Raw genomic sequence first — 22,832 nt, forward strand, 5'->3', positions numbered from 1 at the left:
CCCAAGGTGTCAGCCCTGCAGCACCCGGCAATAGAATTTCCACTCCTCTTCCAGCGCATGCGCCAGGTTCTCGGCCTTGCGGAACCCGTGCCTTTCCCCGGCATAAAAATGCCCTTCGGCGTCGATGCCGTTGGCCTGCAGAGCCTGCAGCATGGCGCGCGTCTGCTCCGGCACCACCACTGCATCCAGCTCGCCCTGGAAGAAGATCACCGGTACCTTGATCCTGCAGGCATGTAGCAGCGGTGTGCGTTGGCGGTAGCGCTCGGCATCCTGCTGGGGGTCACCGATCAGCCAGTTCAGGTAGTCGCCCTCGAACTTGTGCGTGGCGTGGCCCAGGGCAATCGGATCACTGACTCCGTAAAGGCTGGCTCCAGCGCGGAACACGTCGTGGAATGCCAGGGCGCACAGCGTGGTGTAGCCACCGGCACTGCCGCCACGAATGAAGGCCTTGCCGGGGTCGATCAGCCCTTGCCCGGCCAGGTACTCGACGGCGGCACAGGCATCTTGTACATCGCTTTCGCCCCACCGCAGGTGCAGGGCCTGGCGGTATTCCCGGCCATAGCCGGAGCTGCCCCGGTAATTCAGGTCGGCGACGGCAAAGCCGCGTTGCGTCCAGTACTGGATGCGTGGGTCGAGTACCGGGTAGCAGGCCGAGGTCGGGCCACCGTGGATAAACACCAATAAAGGGGCAGGGCCCTTGCTGGCGGTGGCTGGATAGAAAAAACCATGGGCAAACGCGTCGCCGCTCTGGTACTGGATCGATTGCGGCAAACTGATGTGCGCTGCCGGCAGCACTTCTGCGCCACCGGCCAGCACGGTGACCTCATGGCTGGCACGGGCAATGGCGATCACTGCCGGCGGGCTGATCGGTGAGGCCGCGACGGCATAGAGGTGCCCGGCATCCATGGCCAGGTTGCGGAATCGGGTGTAGGCGCTGGCGAAGCGTTGCATGCGGCCATTTTCATCGTGCAGTCCCAGTTGCCCGATACCCCCTTCGAACCAGGTGGCCAGATAGTGTTGCGGGCTTATCGGCATCCAGGTGCTGGCGCCCAGTTGCCAGGGCGCGGCGGCGTGGTCGGCGGGCTCGGCCGGCAGCGCCTGCCAGAGGTCGTCAAACTCGCCCCAGGGCTGCCAGAAGCCATTGCGGTCAGACAGACAGTACAAGCGGCCTTCGGCGTCGAAACGCGGCTGTTGCAGTGATTCATCCTCGGCGGCGATACAGTGGGCAACTCCCCAGTCGCCGTTGGCGTCGCGCTCGCGGCACAACAGTCGGGTAACGGTCCAGGGTTGTGCCGGACGGTCCCATTCGACCCAGGCCAGGCGTTGGCCATCAGCGCTGACCGTGGGCGAAGCATAGAAGTCAGCCCCTTCGGCGAGCACCTCGCGGGACCTCTCGGCCAATGCCACCAGGCGATGCTCGACGCTTTCGCCATGGCGCTCTTCGACTGCCAGTACCTTGCCGTCGTGCCACTGCAGATCGCCATAGCGGCAGTCGGCTTCGGCGGTCAGGGCGCGGGGTGCACCGCCTTCAAGGCGCTGGGTATAGACCTGCTGATCCTTTTCGTTGACGAACAGCAGCCCGTCACCGCCCAGGCAGAAGCTGCCGCCGCCGTATTCATAGACCCGGCTGCGCGCGCTGAAGCCATCGGGCGTGAGGCAACGTGCCTGGTGGTCACGCCACTGCCAGATACGGCAGGCGCCATCGGCGGGGCGGAACTCGTTCCAGAACAGGCCAGCGTCGCCGACCTTGAGTTCGGCAAAGTCGGTGCCGGCGGCGACGGCCTGCGCGGCGCTGAAGTCAGCCGCGGACGATGACACGGGAGTTGCGCTCATTGCGGAAGGTCAGCTCTTCGATGGCAAGTTGGGCAGTTTCCGCCTCTTCACGGGCCTTGAGGATTATGCCGTGGTCAGCAGATTTGGCGCACACCGGGTCGGCCTTGCTGGCATCACCGGTCAGCATGAAGGCCTGGCAACGGCAGCCGCCGAAGTCCTTTTCCTTCTCATCGCACGAGCGGCACGGCTCGGGCATCCAGTCGTAACCGCGGAAGCGGTTGAAGCCGAACGAGTCGTACCAGATGTGGCGCAAGTCATGGTCGCGCACGTTGGGGAACTGCACCGGCAATTGCCGGGCGCCGTGGCAGGGCAAGGCTGTGCCATCCGGCGTGATGGTCAGGAACAGGCTGCCCCAACCGTTCATGCAGGCCTTGGGGCGCTCTTCGTAGTAATCCGGGGTGACGAAGATCAGCTTGCACGGGCTGCCCTCGGCCTTGAGCTTCTGCCGGTACTCGTTGGTGATGCGTTCGGCACGTTCGAGCTGTGCGCGAGTCGGTAGCAGGCCCAGGCGGTTGAGGTGCGCCCAGCCGTAGAACTGGCAGGTGGCAAGCTCGACGAAGTCGGCTTCAAGGGCGATGCACAATTCGATGATGCGGTCGATCTTGTCGATGTTGTGCCGGTGGGTGACGAAGTTGAGCACCATCGGATAACCGTGGGCCTTTACCGCGCGGGCCATTTCCAGCTTCTGCGCGAAGGCCTTCTTCGAACCGGCAAGCAGGTTGTTGACCTGTTCGTCACTGGCCTGGAAGCTGATCTGGATATGGTCCAGCCCGGCCGCCTTGAAAGCGGCGATGCGCGCTTCGGTCAGGCCGATGCCAGAGGTGATCAGGTTGGTGTAGTAGCCCAGCCGACGGGCCTCGCCGATCAGCTCGGCGAGGTCCTGGCGCACCAGCGGCTCACCACCGGAAAAACCGATCTGCGCGGCGCCCATCTCACGGGCTTCGGCCATCACCTTGAACCACTGTGCAGTGCTCAGCTCCTGGCCTTGGGCAGCGAAGTCCAGTGGGTTGGAGCAGTACGGACACTGCAGCGGGCAGCGGTAGGTCAGCTCGGCCAGCAGCCATAGCGGCAGGCCGACCGGTACCTCAGGCGAGGACGATCCAGTGTTCGGCACGGGCCACCTCCATGAATTGCTCGATATCGTCGGCGACTTCGGGCACACCAGGGAATTGTTGTTCGAGGTCTTTGATGATCGCCGCCACGTCACGCTTGCCGTCGATCAGCCCGCCGATCAGGCCGGCGCTGTCGTTGAGCTTGATCATGCCCTCGGGGTACAGCAGCACATGGCCTTTTTGCGCCGGCTCGTACTGGAAGCGATAGCCGGGGCGCCAGCTAGGCACTTGCTTGCGGTCGAAACTCATAGGGCAATCCCCTTGTGCCAGACCCGTTGCGGGGTGACGGTGTGGTAAGGCGGGCGGTTCAGCTCGTAGGCCATGCTCATGGCATCCAGCATGCTCCAGAGGATATCCAGCTTGAACTGCAGGATTTCCAGCATACGCTCCTGGGCCGCGCGGGTGGTGTAGTGCTGCAAGGTGATCGCCAGGCCGTGCTCGACATCACGCCGGGCCTGGCCCAGGCGGGTGCGGAAGTACTCGTAGCCAGCCGGGTCGATCCACGGGTAGTGCTGTGGCCAGCTGTCCAGGCGTGACTGGTGGATCTGCGGGGCGAACAGTTCGGTCAGCGAGCTGCTAGCCGCTTCTTGCCAGCTGGCCCGGCGAGCGAAGTTGACGTAGGCATCGACGGCGAAACGCACGCCGGGCAGCACCAGTTCCTGGGAACGTAGCTGGTCAGGGTCGAGGCCGACCGCCTGGCCCAGGCGCAGCCAGGCTTCGATACCGCCATCCTCACCCGGCGCGCCATCATGGTCGAGCAGGCGCTGGATCCACTCACGGCGTACCTCGCGGTCCGGGCAGTTGGCCAGGATCGCGGCGTCCTTCATCGGGATGTTGACCTGATAGTAGAAACGGTTGGCTACCCAGCCCTGGATCTGTTCGCGGCTGGCGCGGCCTTGGTACATCGCCACGTGATAGGGGTGGTGGATGTGGTAGTAGGCGCCCTTGGCGCGCAGGGCCTGCTCGAATTCGGCAGGTGACATTGGCAGTGCGTCGCTCACGGGGCCTCCTTACAACTCGATGCTCATGCCGTCGAAGGCGACTTCGACACCGCGGCGCTGGACTTCGGCGCGTTCGGGGGAGTCTTCATCGAGGATCGGGTTGGTGTTGTTGATGTGGATAAGCACCTTGCGCTGGCGCGCGAAGCCATCGAGCACTTCGAGCATGCCACCGGGGCCATTCTGCGCCAGGTGGCCCATCTCGCGGCCGGTACGGGTGCCGACACCACGGCGTTGCATTTCATCATCCTCCCACAGCGTGCCGTCGACCAGCAGGCAGTCGGCGCCATGCATCATCTGCAGCAGCCTGGCATCGACCTGGCCGAGGCCGGGGGCGTAGAACAGCTTGCCGCCAGTACGCGTGTCTTCGACCAACAGGCCGAGGTTGTCGCCCGGGTGGGGGTCGAAGCGGTGCGGCGAATAGGGCGGCGCGGCGCTGCGCAGGGGGAAAGGGGTGAACGTGAGGTTAGGGCAGGCGTCGATGACGAAACTACCCTCGAGCTCGATGCGGTTCCACTGCAGCCCACCGTTCCAGTGGCTGAGCATGTTGAAAAGCGGGAAGCCGCTGGTCAGGTCCTGATGAACCATGTCGGTACACCAGACCTGATGCGGGCAGCCTTCGCGCAGGCTGAGCAGGCCGGTGGTATGGTCGATCTGGCTGTCGAGCAGGACGATGGCGTTGATCCCGGTATCGCGCAGGGCACGCGCCGGCTGCATCGGTGCGAAGGCCTGGAGCTGGGCGCGGATGTCAGGCGAGGCATTGCACAGGATCCAGTGCTCACCGTCGTCGGACAGGGCGATTGACGACTGGGTGCGTGCCGTGGCGCGCAGGCTGCCGTCGCGATAGCCCTTGCAATTGACGCAGTTGCAGTTCCACTGCGGGAAACCACCACCGGCGGCGGAACCGAGAATCTGGATGTACATGGCCACTCCTTCTGCGAAAAGCCGTATCCGGAAAACAACGACGCCCCGGCGGGCCGAGGCGTCGATCCGCAAAGCAGGGCTTAGCGGTTGGCGAAGTACATGGTCACTTCGAAGCCGATACGCAGGTCAGTGTATGCAGGTTTGGTCCACATGGGCGTTCTCCTTCCGGATGGGGTTGGGTTACTTCAGCTATTGGTTGGGTGCCGCCTGGAGCAGGAGGTTCCGTTGGCTGAGATAGCGTTATCTTACAAGAAAAATTTGTACCGAAAGGTTAATTCTTTGATAAGCGCCCTTGCAGCAAACGTAACAATCCCGAGAGTTCAGAGCCAGGACGCCTTGGGTGCGGCACTGTTGGCCAAGCAAAGCCACGGGCTTCCGGCACCGAGCAGGTCGCGTAGCAGGCCGTCCAGATCTGCCTGTTGCGTGATCAGAATAGACCGCCGCAGCGCGTGCAGGTCGTCAGGTTGTGTGGCCAGGTGTGTCTGCCATGCCCACTCGGTGACGTCGGCGTTGGCCATGGCGTTTTCGTCGAACTGCTCGGCCAGTGCTTGTCGGGCGACCGCGTCAAGGGTGACGCCGCGGCCCAGAAGCTCGCGCAGGTGATCGAGGATTTCGCCCTGGCTGGCGTGCGGCGACTGCACCCCGAACAGCAAGCCGCCGACGCCCTCGATCTGACGAAAGGTACTGAAAACCGCGTAGCCCAGCTGCAATTCGATCCGCAGGCGTTGATACACCGGGCCTTGCAGCAGTTGCGCCAGCAGGCGACCGCTGCCCTGCCGGGCGGCTGGCAGCGGGCAGAACAGTAGCAGGGCATGTTCACTGCCTGGCACCTCGGCATGGTGCCAGCGCCGTCCAGCCCAGCCGGCAGCCGGTGTGGGCGCCCCGCCTTGCCCGGGGCAGGCCTGTAGGACAGCGCCCAGAGCCTGCACAGCACTGGGCTCGAAGCCGACGGCCAGGCCGTGCCAATGGCTGCGCTGCCAGACGCTATCGAGCAGCGCCTGGTCGGGGGGGCCAGACGGTGGTGTGGCCGGGCGAGTGCCGAGCACGGCGTCAGGTAGCTGACTGATCAACGCTCTGATCGGGATCGGCGCGGGCGCCTCAGATGGAGACGTCAGCCAGTCGGAGGGCGCCTGTATCAGGGCCAGGGCCTGGCCTGCGGCGCGTACCACGGCTACCGGATGGCCAGCGCAGCACAATTGCCAACATTCGCCTGACGCGCTGAATTGCAGTTGCACGCAGGCCTGCTCGCAACGACGTTGCAGGGGGCGCAGGGCACGTTGCAATACGCCGTGCAGACGCTGGCGCACTGCCGATGGCACGTGCCAACGCAGATACAGTGCTGCGTATTGCCTGGAGGGTGGAAGCAAGTCGCTGATGCACAATGCAGCGGGCAGCTCAGCAGCCGGGGCAGGGGGCAGTTCATCCGACAACAAGGGCTCGGGCGCAGGCAGCTGCCATTGCCCGTATGTGCGTCGTGGCAGCTGCTCAAGCAGCGCTTCGAGCGCCATCAGTGCTTGGGCATCCAGTGCCGCAAACGGCTGCCCGGCGCTGTCGCGGCGGGCCAGCTCCAGTGCGCTGGCGCTGCGTTGACGTCGTTGTTGCAAGCAGCCAAACGTGCGGTTGAGTGTGTCGGGGCCTGTCTTGCCGATGAAGTCGAACCAGCCGTGCAGCAGTTTCAGCGCCTCATCGCTGTTGGCATCCGGGGCGAGCTCCAGGTCGATGTGCCAGAGCAGTTGCCCGGCGAACGCATGCAGCGTCTGGGCCTTGAACCCTTTGAGCCAGCCACGTTGCTCCAGTGCATCCAGCCAACTGCCGGGGCGGTTGTCGCCGAGGTGTGCGATCAGCAACTCCAGTGCCTGTTCTGCCTCTGCTGGCAGGCCGTTGTGTGCGAACAGCAGTGGCTTGTTGGTGACCAAGGCGGGTGGCGAGTCTTGTTGCACAGGGATGCCCGTCTCGAAGACGTCGGCGTAGTGCCTGCCCAGCTGTTCCAGTTCATCCAGTGATTGCGGGCCGCACAGGCTCAGGGTGATCTGGCCGCCCTGATAGAAACGCTGGTGGAAGCCTGTGAGGGCTTGCTGGAAAGCCCTGGCGCCCAGTACCAGGGAATAGCGGTTGCCGGCATGAAAGCCGCTCAAGGGGTGATCGCCACCCACGGATTGCAACAAAGCGAATTGCCTTTGCGCCTGCTGGTTGCGTGACCAGGCGATGAATTCGGCGTGGATGACTTCCCGCTCGCGGCGTTGCCGCTCGATGCCCAGATCCGGCTCGGCAAGCATCTGGCACAGGCGCTCCAGGCCACCGGCCAATGCCGCGGGTGGTACTTCGAAGAAAAAGTCGGTGGTGCGCTCGCGGGTGCTGGCGTTGACCTGGCCGCCCAAGCCCTGGACGTAGCGCATCAGGCCGTCTTCCAGCGGAAAGCGTGCTGTGCCCAGGAAAAACAGATGTTCGAGGAAGTGGGCCAGGCCTGGCCATGCGGTTGGGGCGTCATGGCTGCCCGCATGAACCCTCAACGCGGCCGCAGAGCGCTTCAGGCGCGGCGCATGGCGCAGAGTCAACTGCAGACCGTTGGCGAGGGTGAGGTGGCGGGTGGTGTCAGGCATGGGAACTCCAGGGCAGGTGTCCATGCTAACCCATTTGCAAGAAAGGTCCGGCCCATTCGCGGGCACGCCCGCTCCCACAGGAATGAGGTGCGCACGATCTGTGGGAGCGGGCGTGCCCGCGAATGGGCCGCCAAGCGGCCCCTGTCAGCCTTGACGCAAATGCAGCTCCTGGCGCAAATCGGTCAGGTAAGGAAACGCCTCACGCCCTTGCACCACTCGCTCATGCTCAAGCTCTGCCAGCAACTGGCACTCATCGCGCCCCGCCATCGCCAGCAGGCTGCCGTCGGGGCCGATGATGCTGCTCTGCCCGCAGTACTGGATTTCGCCCTCAGCCCCGCAGTAATTGGCGTATACCAGGTAGCACTGGTTTTCCTGCGCCCGCGAGCGCACGGTCACCTGGCAGACGAAATCGTACGGCGTCATGTTCGCCGTCGGCACCAGGATCAGCTCGGCACCTGCCAGCGCCAGGCGCCGGGCATTTTCCGGAAACTCGATGTCGTAGCAGATCAGCATGCCGACTTTCCAGCCGTTCAGCTCGACCACCGGAAAATGGTCGGCGCCAGGGCTGAACATCGCCCGGTCCAGCTCACCGAACAGGTGGGTCTTGCGGTAATTGCACAGGCTGCGGCCATGGGCATCGATCAGCTGTACGCTGTTGTAGATCGCTCCGTCATCGGCGCGCTCCGGGTAGCCGTAAACAATGGCGATGCGGTGCGACCGGGCAATCTCCACCACCTCCATGGCCGCAGGGCCATCGTCGGCTTCGGCCAGCCGTTCGACCTGCGCCAGGCCGATGTTGTAGCCGCTCAGGAACATCTCCGGGCACACCAGCAATTGCGCGCCACGCTCGGCCGCCAGCTGCGCCTGGTGGCGCAGCCGTTGCAAGTTGCCGGGCACGTCCAGCGGGTTGGGTGCGCCCTGGAACAGAGCGATGCGCATGCTGCCTCCTTGGTTTCAGTCGGCCAGGGCGATGGGCCCGATCTCGTCGAACACATCGCCCGGGCCCGGGTTGTCCGGGTGGGTGTGGCCACCGAAGTGGTTCATGATACCCCACACCGCATTCAGCGAGGTCTGCACCGCACCTTCGACCCAGGCCGGGGTCCACGACACGTCGTCGCCGGCGATGAACATGCCGCGCTGCTCGGCAGGCATATCCTGCTGCATGAAGTGCGCGTACATGCGCTGGTTGTAACGATAGTGACCTGGCAGCGCGCCCTTGAATGCGCCGAGGAAGTGCGGGTCGGCTTCCCAGGACACGGTGATCGGGTCGCCGATGATGTGCCCGGCGATATCGGTCTTGGGGTAGATCTTCTTCAGCGCGTCCAGGGCCAGTTGCACGCGCTTTTCCACCGGATGCGGGAGCATCTTCAGGGCGTCGCTCATCCAGGCGTAGGACAGGCAGATCACCCCCGGCTTGTCGTCACCATTGTCGAACAGGTAGGTGCCGCGGGTGAGGCGGTCAGTGAGGGTCATGCTCATCAGGTCGCGGCCGGTCTGCGGGTCCTTGTCCTTCCAGAACGGCCGGTCGACCATGACGAAAGTCTTTGATGATTGCATGTAGCGGGTGCGGTCCAGGGCCATCCACATCTTTTGCGAGAACAGCGATTCTTCGCAGTCGATCTGGGTGGTCAGCAGCCAGCTCTGGCAGGTCGCGAGCACTGCACCGTAGTGGCGGGTGTCACCCCAGTTGTCGGTGACCGCCAGGCGCCCGTCGGCAGCACGGGCGATGCGCTTGACACCGCTGCGCGGTGCGCCGCCATGCAGCGAGCTGAGGCTGGTGCCCTCTGGCCAGTGGACGCAACGCTCCGGTACATGGCGCCAGATGCCCTGAGGCACCTGTTCCACGCCACCGACGATCAAGTGCTGATGATCGTCGCAGTTGGTCATGACCACGCGGAAGATTTCCAGCATCGAGTTGGGGAAGTCCGAGTCCCAGCCGCCGGTGCCGAAACCGACCTGACCGAACACTTCACGATGCTGGAAGCTCAGCTGTGCGAACGAGCGCGAGGTGGCGACGAAGTCGTAGAAGGTGCGGTCGTCCCATAGGGGTACCAGCTTGTTCCACAACGCTTTCAGCCGAGGGACATCACGGTCACGGATCGCCTGCTGGATATCGGCGAACTGCGCACCGCTTTCCAGCGCATCCGCCCAGGCGTCGGCCACTTCGTGGAACAGTTTCGGCAGGTCACTGGGCTTTTCTGCGTAGTAGGTCTGGCCTTCGAGGTCGATCACCGTGCTGCCCGAGGCTGAGGTCAGCGGGTTGGGGAAGGGCTTGGTTTCCAGGCCCAGTTTGTCGACGTAGTGGTAGAAGGCGGTCGAGGACACCGGGAAGCGCATGCCGCCGAGCTCGGCGATGATGCCGTCGGTGCCGTTGAAGGCCTGCGAACGCAGTCGGCCACCGAGCTTCGAGGCCTCATACACCACGGGCTTGAGGCCCAGCTTCATCAATTCGTAGGCCGCAACCAGGCCGGCGATGCCTGCACCCACGATGGCGACTTCTTCGCCATGGCGTTCGGCCGGGATACTGCCCAGGCCTGCCGGGTGTTCCAGCCAGTCGTCGAAGGCGAAGGGGAAATCCGGGCCGAAGATGGTGACAGGTTGCTTGCCGTCGGCGGGGTGGCGGTTTTTCTTGTTCATGAAGTGACCTTGCCAGAGCGGCTGCGCAGGGGGCGGAGCCTGAGTATAGGAGATGCCTGGCGGTCATTTTAGGAAGCGGCGAGATCGTAATTAAGATGCAGATTGATGTCTAAATGTAGCTTCTATCATCGTTATGACGGTAATTACATCTTTTTTGACGGTCAGCTCAGAGCAGCAAGGTGATCCACTGTTTCCGGGAATTTCTGTACCAGTCGTATCAAGGCAATTGCCTGGGCATTCGGTTTGGAGCGACCTTGCTCCCAGTTCTCCAGCGTCCGGGTGTTGGTCCGCAGATAGTTGGCGAAAAGCGCTCGGGACATGTTCAGTCGCTGGCGCAGCTCAAGCAGTTCATTGGGAGCCAGTGGTGCGAGCTCCTCGTAGGTGACCTTGTGCGAGCGCAGGGTCATTTTCCCTGCGCGCTCCTCTGCCAGGGCGTCGAAGCCTTCGCTGAGTTCAGTGAAGAGGCTGCGGGGCATGGTGTGTCCTCGTCAGGTATTCGCGTTCAAGCATCGCTTTCAGCGCTTTACGTTGAAGATCCGTCAGATCGTCCTGCATGTCTTTACCGTAAAGGGTGAACAGCCAGAACTGCATGCCGGACAGCCAGTAGTAGTAAATGACGCGGATGCCGCCCCGTTTTCCCTTGTGCCGAAGGGGATCGGAGAACCGGATCTTTCTAAGCCCTCCGGTTCCTCTGATGACATCGCCTGCATCGGGGCAACTCAACAAGATCTGTTGTAGACAGCGAAACTGCTCATCGCTGAGAAACTCGGCCCGGTAACGTTCGAAAGGTGGCAATTCAACAAAAATAGCGTCCATGTTATGTACGTGATCTGCGTATAGTTTGGATGGGACGGGGAAGCCCGTCAATGGGCTTTCTTTCCAGCCTATACGCCTGGGCGCGCTGCGAGAGTGGCATTGAATTGCAGCTTGTAACCGCTGTAGGAAATGTCGGAATTGTTCTGAAAGACTTCGGCAGTCTGTCGTTTCAGACTGGCTGCCCCCGATCGACCTTGCTGCTGAGGATGATCGACGTGGTGGTCTTCTCCACCCCCTCGACGCTGCCAATCTGGTCCAGCAGTTGGTCGAGTTGCTCCGGTGAATCGCTGCGTAGCCAGGCTACGTAGTCGAACTCGCCGCTCACGGCACACAGCTGCTGCACCTGCCCCATGGCACTCAGGCGCCTTACCACTTCCTTGCCGGAGCGTGGCTGCACCTTGATCCCGACATAAGCCTGGAGCCCACCGCCGATCAGGCGCTGGCCCAGGCGCACACCGTAGCCGGTGATGACCTTGTGCTTTTCCAGCCGCTCCAGGCGCGAGTTGACCGTGGTACGGGCGATACCAAGCTGGCGGGCGAGGGTGGCGACGCTTTCGCGGGCGTTGATCTGCAGCAGGGCGATCAGTTGACGGTCGATTTCGTCGAGGGCGATGGGGCGGGAGTCCGACATGGTAAGTCTCTACGAAGGGTTCGCTAGCCTAGCCAGCTGCAGATGAGCAGGGCAAGCCCCGAACTGTCACCGTTCATGCACAAAAAAGCCGCGCAATGGCGCGGCTTTTTGTCATGTCTGGTGGGCCCACACGGACTCGAACCGTGGACCAAAGGATTATGAGTCCTCTGCTCTAACCGACTGAGCTATAGGCCCTCAGTAAGTGCCCGGATTATAACGAGGGTTTTGAAAGCGTGCCATCCGAAAGATCAGACAGTGCTATGCGAAGAAACGTCGCTGCGAACTCGTCCGGTGGCAATGGCAGGCTGACGATGTAACCCTGGATCTGCTCGCAGCCCTCTGCTGCCAGGAAGCGCTGCTGTGCCTGGTTCTCCACGCCTTCGGCAATGATCGTCAGCTGCATGCTGCGCCCGAGCGCGATGATGGCGCGGGCGATGGCGGCGTCATGAGGGTCGTCCGGAAGGCCGCGAATGAACGACTTGTCGATCTTGAGGATATCCAGCGGCAGGCGCTTGAGGTAACTCAGCGAGGAGTACCCGGTGCCGAAATCGTCGATCGCCAGCTGCACGCCCAGCTGTTTGAGCTGGTGCAGCACGGCCAAGGCTTCTTCGGCCTGGCTCATGATGAAATTCTCGGTAATCTCCAGCTGCAGATCGCCCGCTTTCAGCTGATAGATCTTCAACAGGTGCTCGATGCGCTTGGCGAGGTTGGGATGGCGCAGCTGCGCGCCAGCCAGGTTGATCGACAACGGCCCGAACGCTTCATACGCCTTTTTCCAGCGGTGCATCTGCTGGCAGGCCTGCTCCAGCACCCAGTCGCCCAGCTGCAGGATGGTGCCGTTCTCTTCGGCAAGGTGAATGAAATGCTCGGGCGGCACTTCGCCGAATGTCGGGTGGCTCCAGCGAATCAGCGCTTCGGCCCCGACCAGGGTCTGGGTCTTGAGGCTCAGCTTGGGCTGGAAGCTCAGGCTCATCTCGTTGCGCTCGATGGCGCGGCGCAGTTCGTGCTCCATGGCGATGCGCTCACTGGCCTGCACGGTCAGGTCACGGGTGTAGGCTTCCACGCGGTTGCGGCCCTGGGCCTTGGAGCGGTACATGGCGGCGTCGGCGTTGCGGATCAGCGTGGCGACGTCGCTGCCGTCCTGCGGGTAGAGGCTGATGCCGATGCTGGCGCTGGTAAAGAACTCATGCTCGCCGGCCTGGAACGGGGCAGCGAAGCAGGCCAGCAGTTTGTTGGCGATGGCATGGGCATCGCTGGGCTTGTGCAGGCCGGGCAGCAGGATGATGAACTCGTCACCGCCCAGGCGGGCCACGGTGTCGACGTCGCGCACCTGCTCCTTGAGACGCTGGGCGATGCCTTTGAGCAACAGGTCGCCAACCGGGTGGCCGAGGCTGTCGTTGATGTGCTTGAAGCGGTCCAGGTCGAGGAACAGCACAGCACCCTGCCGGTTGGACTCCTGGGCGCAGGTCAGCACGGCCTGCAGCCGGCTTTCGAAGAGGGCGCGGTTGGGCAGGCCGGTCAGTGGGTCGTGGTGGGCCTGGTAATCGAGTTTGGCCTGGGCGTGCTTGAGGCTGGAGATGTCGGCGAATACCGCAACGAAGTGGGTGATGTTGCGATCGTTGTTGCGAACGGCGCTGATGGTCAGCCAGCCGGGGTATAGCTCGCCATTCTTGCGTTTGTTGTAGATCTCGCCCTGCCAGTGACCTTCTGCGGTGAGCTGGTGCCACATGGCGGCGTAGAACGCGCTGTCATGCTGGCCAGAGGCGAGCAGGCGTGGGGTCTGGCCGAGCGCCTCGATCTCGCTGTAGCCGGTGATCTCACTGAAGGCACGGTTGACTGCACTGATGCGCTGGTCGGTGTCGGTAATCAGTACCCCTTCAGCGGTATTTTCAAACACGGTGGCAGCCAGTTGCAGTTTTTCCTGCATCAAGTGGCGCTCGGTAATGTCGCGGGCGATGGTCAGCATGCAGTCGACACCTCCGATCGGCAGTGGCCGGGCCGAGAGCTCGCAGAGGCGAATCTGGCCGTCGCTGCGGCGCAGGTGGCAGCTGAAGTCACGCACGAAACCATCGCGACCCAGTTGGTCGATCAGGCGTTTGCGTTCGTTGAGGTCGACCCAGATCCCCAGGTCGAAGGAAGTCTGGTCGATAGGCTGGTTGAATTCGTAACCGGTCAGGCGGCAGAAGCCTTCGTTGACCTCTAGCAGCAGGCCGTCGCTCTGGCGCGACAGCAACAGGCCGTCAGGCGAGGCGTGGAAGGCCTTGGCGAACTTTTCCTCGGAGGTCTGCAATTGTTGCTGGGTTTCCTTGAGCTGGCTGATGTCGCGAACCGCCACGACCAGCGCCGGGGTACCGTCGAGCTCGAAGGTTTCGGCCGAGGTCAGGCCGGTGAACAACTGGCCGTTGCTGCGGCGGAACGTCATTTCTAGGTTGCGGATGCCGCCTTGGTGCAGGCGTTCGAGAAGCCTTGGGCCCATGCCTTCGACCCCCCACAGATTGAGCTCGGTAGCGGTACGGCCGATTACCTCACCCGGTTTCAGGCCGATCTGTTCTTCGAAGGCTTCGTTGACCTCGAGCAGCACTCCATCACTATGACGTGCGATCAGCAGAATGTCCGGGCACTGCTCGAACACGGAGGCGAACTTCTGCTCCGACAGACGCAGGGCGTCTTCGGTGCGTTTGGTCTCGCTGATGTCGATCATCAGGCCCCGCATCACCGGCCGATGGCCGTGTTCGATCATGCTGACGATGTTGCGCACCCAAAGCGGCTGGCCGTCGGCGCGTAGCACGCGGTAATCGAGGCTGTGATCACGCCCTGCGGCGGTTTCGCTTTCGCAGAAGGCCTGGGCCCAGAGTGCATCGTCGGGGTGCAGGATGCTGCGCCAGAAGCCGGGCTTGAGCCAGTTGTGCAGCGGGTAGCCCAACAGGTCCTCGGCATGCGGCGAGACATAACTGTAGGTGAAGTCGTTGGCGTCGGCTTCCCAGGCGATTGCCGACAGACTCTCGATCAGGCCGCGGTAATGGTATTCGCTGCTGCGCAGTTCCTGCTCCAGGGCGATACGTCTGGAAATTTCCGAACTGAGCCGGCGATTGATACGGATGACCGCGGCGAGAATGGCGATCAGCAGCAGGACGGCGGGCAGCCCATAGAGCAGCGTGTCGTGCCAGAAGCTTCGCTGGTCGACCACGGCGCCGACCCAGCGCTGCTGGATATGGCTGATTTCATCGCTGGACATGTCGGCCATGACTTTGTCGAGGATGCCAACCAGTACCTGCTGGTCACGGGGCGCGGCCATTGCCAATTGATAGCGATAGGGTGTGTCGCCGCTTACATACAACCCTTCGAGCTTGAGCTGGCGCAGGCTCCAGATGCTTGAGGCGAGGTCACCGACCACGGCGTCCACCGCGTCGGTGGCCAGTGCCTGCAGGGTCGAATTGACATTCGGCATCGCCACCAGGTTCAGGTCCGGGTGGTGGGTGCGGAGCAGTTCATGGGGCGCATAGTTTTCCACCACGGCGATCTTCAGCCCGTACAAGTCCTTGAGCGTGCGCGGTTGCGGGCCGCCGTCATGGGCCAGGATAACGATGGGGAAATCGAGGTAGGGGCGGGTGAACGCGAGGTAGCCCTGGCGTTCGGGCGTCGACATGATGCCGGGCAGCAAGTCGATGCGGCCTTCGCGCGCCTGCTGCAGCACTTCGGTCCAGCTGCTCGGCTCGACCGGTTTCAGTAATACGCCCAGGCGATCCTGGAGCAGGGCGATGTAATCGGCGGCCAATCCCTGGTACCGGCCCTCCTGGTCACGAAACTCGAACGGTGGCCAGGAAGCGTCGACGCCCAGTCTCAACTGCGGATGGGCAGTGAGCCAGGTTTTTTCCTCGTCTGTCAGGGTCAGGGCGCCGGCCGTTGTGTTCCACAGCATCAGGAGCAGCAACAGAATGGCCGGCATCGGCAGCATAGCGGCCTCGCATTCAGTTGGTCTGAAGTCGAGTGTAGACGGGCATTCAGCCAGCCGAGTAGCCGATCACAACTATTTGTCGGGCAAGAAAAACCCCGGCCTGGGCCGGGGTTCGTCATCACTCGTCGAGGAAGGAGCGTAGATGCTCGCTGCGAGTCGGGTGGCGCAGTTTGCGCAACGCCTTCGCTTCGATCTGACGGATCCGCTCACGGGTCACGTCGAACTGCTTGCCTACCTCTTCAAGGGTGTGGTCGGTGTTCATGTCGATACCGAACCGCATGCGCAGCACCTTGGCTTCGCGTGCGGTCAGGCCCGAGAGCACGTCACGGGTCGCTTCCTTGAGGCTTTCAACCGTGGCCACGTCGATCGGGGACTGCATGGTCGAGTCCTCGATGAAGTCGCCCAGGTGCGAATCTTCGTCGTCACCGATCGGGGTTTCCATGGAGATCGGTTCTTTGGCGATCTTCAATACCTTGCGGATCTTGTCCTCAGGCATTTCCATGCGCTCACCGAGTTCTTCCGGGGTCGGTTCACGGCCCATTTCCTGCAGCATCTGACGGGAAATACGGTTGAGCTTGTTGATCGTCTCGATCATGTGCACCGGAATACGGATGGTGCGCGCCTGGTCGGCGATCGAGCGGGTGATCGCCTGACGGATCCACCAGGTGGCGTAGGTCGAGAACTTGTAACCGCGACGGTACTCGAACTTGTCCACCGCCTTCATCAGGCCAATGTTGCCTTCCTGGATCAGGTCGAGGAACTGCAAGCCCCGGTTGGTGTACTTCTTGGCGATGGAAATCACCAGACGCAGGTTCGCCTCGACCATTTCTTTCTTGGCGCGGCGGGCTTTCGCCTCGCCGATGGACATGCGGCGGTTGATTTCCTTGATCTCGGCGACGGTCAGGCCGGTCTCGGTCTCAAGGTCGATCAGCTTTTGCTGGCAAGCAACGATGGCGGCGTCCTTTTCACCCAGGGCAGCTGCCCACTTGGTGTTGCGCTTGGCCAGGTCACCGGACCAGGTCTGGTCGGTTTCATTGCTTGGGAACAGGCGCAGGAAATCCGCACGCGGCATACGGGCGTCACGCACGCACAGCTGCATGATCGCGCGCTCTTGCTGACGCAGGCGGTTCAGGGCATCGCGCACACGCTCGACCAGAACGTCGAACTGCTTCGGCACCAGTTTGATCGGCATGAACAGGTCAGCCAGGGCCTGAAGGGCCTCGATGCTTTCCTTGCCGTCACGGCCGTGCTTTTTCAGGACCTTGGCGGTGGCCTGGAGCTGTTCGGCAACAGCACCGAAGCGCTGGGCTGCGACAACCGGATCGGGACCGCTTTCGGTCTCTTCCTCGTCGTCACCGCCTTCGCTTTCTTCGTCTTCGTCGTCCGACTCTTCCTTGGCCGCTGGCGCCTTGGCACCAGGTACTGGCACTTCGTCGGTCGGTGCGGCAATGTTGTCGTCAGGGTCGATGTAACCGCTGAGGACGTCGGACAGGCGACCGCCCTCGGCGGTCACGCGGTCGTATTCGCCGAGGATGTAGTCGACAGTACCCGGGAAGTGAGCGATGGCGCCCATGACTTCACGGATGCCTTCCTCGATACGCTTGGCGATTTCGATTTCGCCTTCGCGAGTCAGCAGCTCGACGGTACCCATTTCGCGCATGTACATGCGCACCGGGTCGGTCGTGCGGCCGATATCGGTTTCAACTGCCGCCAACGCAGCAGCGGCTTCTTCGGCCGCAGCTTCGTCGGTGTCGGCTTCCGCCAACAGAAGGGCATCCGCATCCGGAGCACTCTCGAATACGTTGATCCCCATGTCGTTGATCATGCGGATGATGTCTTCCACCTGTTCCGGATCTGAAATATCCTCAGGCAGGTGGTCGTTGACCTCCGCGTAAGTCAGGTAGCCCTGCTCACGACCGCGGGTGATCAACTCTTTGATACGAGACTGCTGTTGCGCTTTTCCGGACATAACACCCTATCCACTGAAGGTCTTGGCGGGCAAAAAACAAGCCGAGGATTATACCCGAGCATGGGCCTCACGCGCCAGATGAGGTCGGCGTTTGTGCGGGAACATTCCGGCTCAGCAGGGCGAGGAGCTGTGATTTTTCCTCGCTGGTCAATTCGCTTTGACGTGATTTCCTGAGCAGTTGTTCCAGGCTGCGCTCGCGTTGGCGGGCGGACAAGCTAGTTATAGTGTCGAAAAACTGTTGTTCAAGGTTGTCGGCGACGATCAGCCATTCCTTTTCGGCAAGGGCCCGCAGCAGGCGGCCTTGTTCAGTGCCGTGCCAGCGCGCGATCAACTGCATTGAGCTTAGCCCAGGATTCTTCTGCGCAGCTTCGATCAGGGCCACCAGCAGCTGGCTGTACAGGTGTTCTTCGTCGGCGAAGTGGCTGGCATCCTCGACCTTCCCGGCCAGCAATGGATGGTGCAGCAAGGTGCGCAGGGCGGCTAGGGTCGGTGGTTCGACCGGTGCCGGCACCCGCGGCGGTGCCTCGTCGCGCTGCTGCCATGGCTTGCCGCCCTTGCGGTTCTTGTCCCAGGGCTTGTCGCTCCACTGCTTTTTGCCCCCGCCTTTGTTTGGCTTCCACTCCTGTTGCTGATGAACAGGGGTGTAGTCGGGCTGTGGCATGTCGCCGTAGTCGGGGGTGTAACTGGCCATGGCATCGTAGTCATAGCCGGGGTCGTAATCTGGCACGCCGCTGGTCGCCGGGGCCTGTTGCGTCAGCTGCTCGACCTGCTGAGGGTCGAGGCCGGTGATTTCCTTCAGGCGGTTGCGCATCAGCTGACGCAAGTTGGCACCGGGGATCTTTTCGATCAACGGTGCAGCCAGTGTGGCCATGTGTGCCTTGCCTTCCAGCGAGCGCGGGTCGGCTTCGTTGCTCAGTTGCTCGAAGAAGTAGTCGGCCAGTGGCTGTGCATGCTGGTTGATCCGTGCCATGAAGGCATCGGTGCCTTCGGCACGTACCAAACTGTCCGGGTCTTCGCCTTCGGGCAGGAACAGGAAGCGCGCACGGCGGCCATCCTGCAATGCCGAGAGGGTCGATTCCAGCGCCCGCCAGGCAGCCTTGCGCCCGGCCTGGTCGCCGTCGAAGCAGAACAGTACGCTGGGCACTACGCGGAACAGGCGCTTGAGATGCTCTTCGCTGGTCGCGGTGCCGAGGGTGGCGACGGCATTGCGCAGGCCTTGCTGGGCCAGGGCAATGACGTCCATGTAGCCTTCGACGACGATGATCTCGTCGAGGTTGCGGTTGTGCTTGCGTGCCTCGTACAGCCCGTAGAGTTCCTGGCCCTTGTGAAACACCGGGGTTTCCGGTGAGTTGAGGTACTTGGGCTTGTCGTCGCCCAGTACTCGGCCGCCAAAAGCGATGATGCGCCCACGGCTATCGCGGATCGGGAACATCACCCGGTCGCGGAAGCGGTCGTAGCGCTTGCCGCTTTCGGCATTCTCGATCAACAAGCCGGCGTCGATCATCACCTTTTGCTGCAGGCTGTCGGCGCCCAGGTGCTTGAGCAGGTTGTCCCAGCCCGGCGGCGCGAAGCCCAGGCCGAAGTCACGGGCGATCTCGCCAGACAAGCCACGGCCCTTGAGGTAGTCAACCGCCGCCTTGCGGGTCGGATGGCTGCGCAGGGCCTGGCGGTAGAACTCCGAGGCGGCATCGAGCAACGGGTACAGTGGCGAATCGGTTGGCTGGCGCGGCTTGTTGTCGCGACGGCCTTGTTCCCTGGGCACTTCCATGCCGGCTGCGCGGGCCAGCTCCTCGACGGCCTGGGGAAAATCCAGGTTGTCGTGGTCCATGACGAAACCAAGGGCGTTGCCGCCGGCACCGCAGCCGAAGCAGTAGTAGAACTGCTTGTCTGGGCTGACCGTGAAGGAAGGGGTCTTTTCCTTGTGGAACGGGCAGCAGGCGGAATAGTTCTTGCCGGTTTTTTTCAGCTGAACGCGCGAACTCACCACGTCGACAATGTCGAGGCGGTTGATCAGGTCGTCGATGAAGCTTTGGGGAATCAGCCCGGCCATGGCAGTCTCGTCATCTGGCAACTGGCAAGTCTAAACGCTAACGGGGCGAGTGATGATAGGGGAAGTGCGAGGGAGTGTGCTCGTCGCCAGCCTCCGGCTTGCCGGGGGCTCGTCAGTCAGGACGTGCACGACTGGCCGAAACCAGATCTGACGCTTTGAAACCATTTGCCCGCTGCAAGTTGCTGCGGGCACCTTGGGCTAGCTGCTCAAGGCTAAGCAAACCGCTGCCATCGGCCCGGCAGTGAGCCGGGCAGGGCAGAAGCTCGTGCGTAGAACGTCTGTATTAGTACAGGCGAACGGCGCGGCGCTGTTCGCGCTGAACTTTCTTGGCGTGACGCTTAACAGCAGCAGCTGCTTTGCGCTTACGCTCGGCGGTCGGCTTCTCGTAAAACTCGCGGCTACGAACTTCAGCCAGTACACCGGCTTTTTCGCAGGAGCGCTTGAAACGACGCAGAGCTACGTCGAAGGGTTCGTTCTCTTTAACTTTGACGGCTGGCATCCAGGGCTACCTTAATTCATTACCGGGGTAGACGTGCTCCTGGCAAAACAAAGGTGTGCTGGAGAACGTCGGTTTTCAAGGGTTGCGGATGTTAACCCTTAGTACGCCGGAATGCAAAGCCTCTGATCGAAAACCGCTGGTCGGCACCCGGCACGGGGACTATCATGCGCGGCTTCGAATTCAGCCCCCACAAGGGACGAGCCCATGCTAGTACTGGGATTGGAAACATCCTGCGACGAAACCGGCGTCGCATTATACGACAGCGAGCGCGGTTTGTTAGCCGACGCGCTGTTCAGTCAGATCGACCTGCACCGCGTGTTCGGTGGCGTGGTGCCCGAGCTTGCCTCGCGTGACCATGTCAAGCGCATGCTGCCGCTCATCCGCCAGGTGCTGGAGGAAGCTGGCTGCGTTGCCACCGAGATCGACGCCATTGCCTACACGGCCGGCCCTGGCCTGGTCGGTGCGTTGCTGGTCGGCGCCTCGTGCGCCCAGGCCCTGGCTTTCGCCTGGGATATCCCGGCGATCGGTGTGCATCATATGGAAGGCCACCTGTTGGCGCCGATGCTGGAGGAAAACCCTCCGGCGTTTCCGTTCGTCGCTTTGCTGGTTTCCGGCGGCCATACCCAGCTGGTGCGGGTGGATGGCATCGGCCAATACGAGCTGCTGGGAGAGAGCCTCGACGATGCTGCCGGCGAAGCGTTCGACAAGACCGCCAAGCTGATTGGCCTCAACTACCCGGGTGGGCCGGAAATCGCGCGCCTGGCCGAGCAGGGTGTGCCTGGGCGCTTCGTGTTCCCGCGGCCGATGACCGATCGGCCAGGCCTTGAGTTCAGCTTCAGTGGTCTCAAGACCTTCGCCCTGAACACCTGGCAGCAATGCAAGAATGCTGGCGACGACAACGAGCAAACCCGTTGCGACCTGTCCCTGGCATTCCAGCAGGCGGTAGTGGAGACTCTGACCATCAAGTGCAAGCGCGCCCTCAAGCAGACCGGCCTCAAGCGCCTGGTCATCGCCGGTGGCGTGAGCGCCAACAAGGCCTTGCGCGCCTCGCTGGAAGACATGCTGGCCGGTCTCAAGGGCAACGTGTACTACGCGCGTCCACAGTTCTGCACTGATAACGGCGCGATGATCGCCTATGCCGGTTGCCAGCGTCTGTTGGCCGGGCAACAGCAGGATCTGGCCATCAGCGTGCAGGCACGCTGGCCGATGGAGCAGTTGCCGCCGCTGTGAAGGCTGGCGGGCGCGTCAGAAATGCCTTTCGCGCCCGGCAAACAAGTCGCGCAGGTTGTTGCGGTGGCGCCAGACGATCATCACCGTCAGCACGGCGATCGGCAGCAGAGCCTCCGGCTCTCGCCAGGCCAGAAGCGGCAAGGTCAGCGGAGTCGCGACAAGCGCCGCCAGCGAGCTGGTGCGGGTGAGGTAGAAGGTCAGCAGCCAGGCGCCGATGGCCAGCAGCGCGGCGGGGAAATACAGGCCCATGAGCATGCCGGCGGCGGTGGCGACGCCTTTGCCGCCGCGGAAGCGGAAATACAGCGGGAACAGGTGGCCGAGCACTGCGCACACGCCGACCCAGGCTTGCTCTTGCAGGCCAAGGCCGGCAGCGCGGGCGAGCAAAACCGGCAATAGCCCCTTGCACAGGTCGCCGAGCAGGGTCAGGATCGCCAGTTTACGGCCCGCCAGGCGTAGCATGTTGGTGGCGCCGGCATTGCCCGAACCACTGGAACGAGGGTCCGGGCTGCCCGAAAGGCGGCTGAGGACGATGGCGAAGGACAGCGAGCCGAGCAGGTAGGCGAGCAGCGCCAATAACCAAAACATGCTAACTATTCCGGGCGAGGACGCCCTGATTCTAACGGCGCCAGTCGCCCTTGTCGTGCTGTGGAGAGAAGTGCTTGGACAGAGTGTTCATCGAAGGCCTGGAAGTCGATACCGTCATCGGCGCCTATGACTGGGAACGGGATATTCGCCAGTGCCTGCGCCTGGACCTGAGTTTTGCCTGGGACAACCGCCCGGCAGCGGCCGGTGACGACCTGAACCTGGCACTCGACTATGCCAGTGTTTCGGCGCGGATCCAGGCATTTGCCGAGCAGGCGCGCTTCGAATTGGTGGAAACCTTCGCCGAGCGCCTGGTGGCCACGCTGATGGAAGAGTTCCACATTCCCTGGGTGCGGTTGAAGCTGACCAAGCCGGGGGCCGTTCCCGCCGCCCGCGGCGGTGTTGGCGTGGAGATCGAGCGCGGATGTCTCTGAACACCGTTTACCTGGGCCTTGGCAGCAACATCGATCGCCATAAGCACCTGTGTGCGGGGCTCGATGCGCTGGCGGCCATTCTCAGCGACATGCAATGTTCCCCGGCATTCGAGAGCCAGGCGGTGGGGATCAAGAGCGGGCCGTTCATCAACTTCGTGGTCACCGGCAAGACCGATCTGCCGCTGATGGAGCTGGATCGCCGGCTCAAGTTCATCGAGGCGGACAATGGTCGCTATGCGCCGGATCGCAAGGGCCTGCCGCTGGACATCGATGTGCTGATGTACAACGATTTGCACGGCACCTTCGATGGGCTGGTACTGCCCAGGGCAGAGATCCTGAAGAATGCGTTTGTGCTGTGGCCGTTGTCGCTGCTGGCGCCGGAGCTGATTCACCCTGGGGCGGAGAAAAGCATGGCGCAGTTGTGGCAGGAGGCGCGGATCGACCAGGTTTTGGCGCCGGTCGCGTTCGAATGGCGGGGGCTGCAGCTGACTCAGGCGTGAGCCTGCTCCGGCCCTTTCGCGGCTAAAGCCGCTCCCACAGGGACCGCATGAGCTTTGCCATC

At 62.7% G+C, this 22,832-nt stretch carries 20 protein-coding genes and 1 tRNA gene; 3 read left to right on the forward strand and 18 right to left on the reverse strand.

Annotated elements, in window-relative coordinates; all coding sequences use genetic code 11:
• Window positions 1-9: 9 nt before the first annotated feature.
• The 17 genes from ACQKPS_RS06850 to rpsU all read right to left on the reverse strand — a co-directional run bounded on the left by ACQKPS_RS06850 (window position 10) and on the right by rpsU (window position 20,024).
• A complete protein-coding gene (locus ACQKPS_RS06850; RefSeq protein ID WP_427603308.1) occupies window positions 10-1,833 on the reverse strand; it encodes a S9 family peptidase in 1,824 nt (607 codons plus the stop codon).
• Window positions 1,799-2,947, reverse strand: coding sequence for a pyrroloquinoline quinone biosynthesis protein PqqE (gene pqqE / locus ACQKPS_RS06855; protein ID WP_283725020.1), 1,149 nt, complete (start codon window positions 2,945-2,947; stop codon window positions 1,799-1,801). The genes ACQKPS_RS06850 and pqqE overlap by 35 nt, the downstream gene beginning before the upstream one ends.
• A complete protein-coding gene (pqqD, locus tag ACQKPS_RS06860; RefSeq protein ID WP_254481708.1) occupies window positions 2,919-3,194 on the reverse strand; it encodes a pyrroloquinoline quinone biosynthesis peptide chaperone PqqD in 276 nt (91 codons plus the stop codon). The genes pqqE and pqqD overlap by 29 nt, the downstream gene beginning before the upstream one ends.
• Window positions 3,191-3,928: a pyrroloquinoline-quinone synthase PqqC gene (gene pqqC, locus ACQKPS_RS06865; protein WP_427603351.1), complete on the reverse strand. Its 738-nt coding sequence runs from the start codon at window positions 3,926-3,928 to the stop codon at window positions 3,191-3,193. Before pqqC ends, pqqD begins: the two co-directional genes overlap by 4 nt.
• 27 nt (window positions 3,929-3,955) lie before the next feature.
• Window positions 3,956-4,867, reverse strand: coding sequence for a pyrroloquinoline quinone biosynthesis protein PqqB (gene pqqB, locus ACQKPS_RS06870; RefSeq protein WP_254481707.1), 912 nt, complete (start codon window positions 4,865-4,867; stop codon window positions 3,956-3,958).
• Window positions 4,868-4,947: 80 nt separating this feature from the next.
• Window positions 4,948-5,019, reverse strand: a complete 72-nt coding sequence (pqqA, locus tag ACQKPS_RS06875; protein ID WP_003243383.1) for a pyrroloquinoline quinone precursor peptide PqqA — start codon at window positions 5,017-5,019, stop codon at window positions 4,948-4,950.
• A 168-nt stretch (window positions 5,020-5,187) separates the two neighbouring features.
• Entirely contained in the window at window positions 5,188-7,467 is a 2,280-nt protein-coding gene (gene pqqF / locus ACQKPS_RS06880; RefSeq protein WP_427603311.1) for a pyrroloquinoline quinone biosynthesis protein PqqF, read from the reverse strand.
• A gap of 144 nt (window positions 7,468-7,611) precedes the next feature.
• The gene (locus ACQKPS_RS06885; RefSeq protein ID WP_313200824.1) at window positions 7,612-8,406 is read right to left on the reverse strand and encodes a carbon-nitrogen hydrolase family protein; all 795 of its coding nucleotides are present in this window, start codon (window positions 8,404-8,406) and stop codon (window positions 7,612-7,614) included.
• Between the two features lie 15 nt (window positions 8,407-8,421).
• Window positions 8,422-10,104 carry a flavin monoamine oxidase family protein gene (locus ACQKPS_RS06890; RefSeq protein ID WP_254481704.1) on the reverse strand — a complete coding sequence of 561 codons (1,683 nt, stop codon included), beginning with the start codon at window positions 10,102-10,104 and terminating at the stop codon, window positions 8,422-8,424.
• A gap of 161 nt (window positions 10,105-10,265) precedes the next feature.
• On the reverse strand, window positions 10,266-10,580 hold the full coding sequence (locus ACQKPS_RS06895; protein ID WP_427603312.1) for a helix-turn-helix domain-containing protein: 315 nt from the start codon (window positions 10,578-10,580) through the stop codon (window positions 10,266-10,268).
• Window positions 10,558-10,920, reverse strand: a complete 363-nt coding sequence (locus ACQKPS_RS06900) for a toxin (protein WP_283725016.1) — start codon at window positions 10,918-10,920, stop codon at window positions 10,558-10,560. The genes ACQKPS_RS06895 and ACQKPS_RS06900 overlap by 23 nt, the downstream gene beginning before the upstream one ends.
• A 169-nt stretch (window positions 10,921-11,089) precedes the next feature.
• Window positions 11,090-11,551: an Lrp/AsnC family transcriptional regulator gene (locus ACQKPS_RS06905; RefSeq protein ID WP_254481701.1), complete on the reverse strand. Its 462-nt coding sequence runs from the start codon at window positions 11,549-11,551 to the stop codon at window positions 11,090-11,092.
• A 118-nt stretch (window positions 11,552-11,669) separates the two neighbouring features.
• A tRNA-Ile gene (locus tag ACQKPS_RS06910) sits at window positions 11,670-11,746 on the reverse strand.
• Window positions 11,747-11,762: 16 nt separating this feature from the next.
• On the reverse strand, window positions 11,763-15,506 hold the full coding sequence (locus ACQKPS_RS06915; protein ID WP_283725015.1) for a bifunctional diguanylate cyclase/phosphodiesterase: 3,744 nt from the start codon (window positions 15,504-15,506) through the stop codon (window positions 11,763-11,765).
• Window positions 15,507-15,624: 118 nt separating this feature from the next.
• The gene (gene rpoD / locus ACQKPS_RS06920; RefSeq protein ID WP_283725014.1) at window positions 15,625-17,475 is read right to left on the reverse strand and encodes an RNA polymerase sigma factor RpoD; all 1,851 of its coding nucleotides are present in this window, start codon (window positions 17,473-17,475) and stop codon (window positions 15,625-15,627) included.
• 67 nt (window positions 17,476-17,542) lie between these two features.
• Complete coding sequence (gene dnaG, locus ACQKPS_RS06925; RefSeq protein ID WP_283725013.1) at window positions 17,543-19,525, reverse strand: DNA primase; 1,983 nt, start codon at window positions 19,523-19,525, stop codon at window positions 17,543-17,545.
• Window positions 19,526-19,808: 283 nt separating this feature from the next.
• Complete coding sequence (gene rpsU / locus ACQKPS_RS06930; protein ID WP_003255575.1) at window positions 19,809-20,024, reverse strand: 30S ribosomal protein S21; 216 nt, start codon at window positions 20,022-20,024, stop codon at window positions 19,809-19,811.
• 204 nt (window positions 20,025-20,228) lie between these two features.
• Between rpsU and tsaD the strand changes: the two genes are divergently transcribed.
• Window positions 20,229-21,254 (forward strand): tRNA (adenosine(37)-N6)-threonylcarbamoyltransferase complex transferase subunit TsaD, encoded by a 1,026-nt coding sequence (gene tsaD / locus ACQKPS_RS06935; RefSeq protein WP_254481674.1) that lies wholly within the window; start codon window positions 20,229-20,231, stop codon window positions 21,252-21,254.
• A gap of 15 nt (window positions 21,255-21,269) precedes the next feature.
• Here the strand turns inward: tsaD and plsY are convergent, their stop codons facing one another.
• Window positions 21,270-21,839 carry a glycerol-3-phosphate 1-O-acyltransferase PlsY gene (gene plsY, locus ACQKPS_RS06940; RefSeq protein WP_054885227.1) on the reverse strand — a complete coding sequence of 190 codons (570 nt, stop codon included), beginning with the start codon at window positions 21,837-21,839 and terminating at the stop codon, window positions 21,270-21,272.
• A 74-nt stretch (window positions 21,840-21,913) separates the two neighbouring features.
• Between plsY and folB the strand changes: the two genes are divergently transcribed.
• Window positions 21,914-22,270: a dihydroneopterin aldolase gene (gene folB / locus ACQKPS_RS06945; RefSeq protein WP_004375185.1), complete on the forward strand. Its 357-nt coding sequence runs from the start codon at window positions 21,914-21,916 to the stop codon at window positions 22,268-22,270.
• Entirely contained in the window at window positions 22,261-22,770 is a 510-nt protein-coding gene (folK, locus tag ACQKPS_RS06950; RefSeq protein ID WP_254481673.1) for a 2-amino-4-hydroxy-6-hydroxymethyldihydropteridine diphosphokinase, read from the forward strand. The genes folB and folK overlap by 10 nt, the downstream gene beginning before the upstream one ends.
• Window positions 22,771-22,832 lie beyond the last annotated feature (62 nt).

Origin of the sequence: Pseudomonas sp. NPDC086566 (assembly GCF_050280885.1) — a bacterium.
Lineage (GTDB): Bacteria > Pseudomonadota > Gammaproteobacteria > Pseudomonadales > Pseudomonadaceae > Aquipseudomonas > Aquipseudomonas vlassakiae.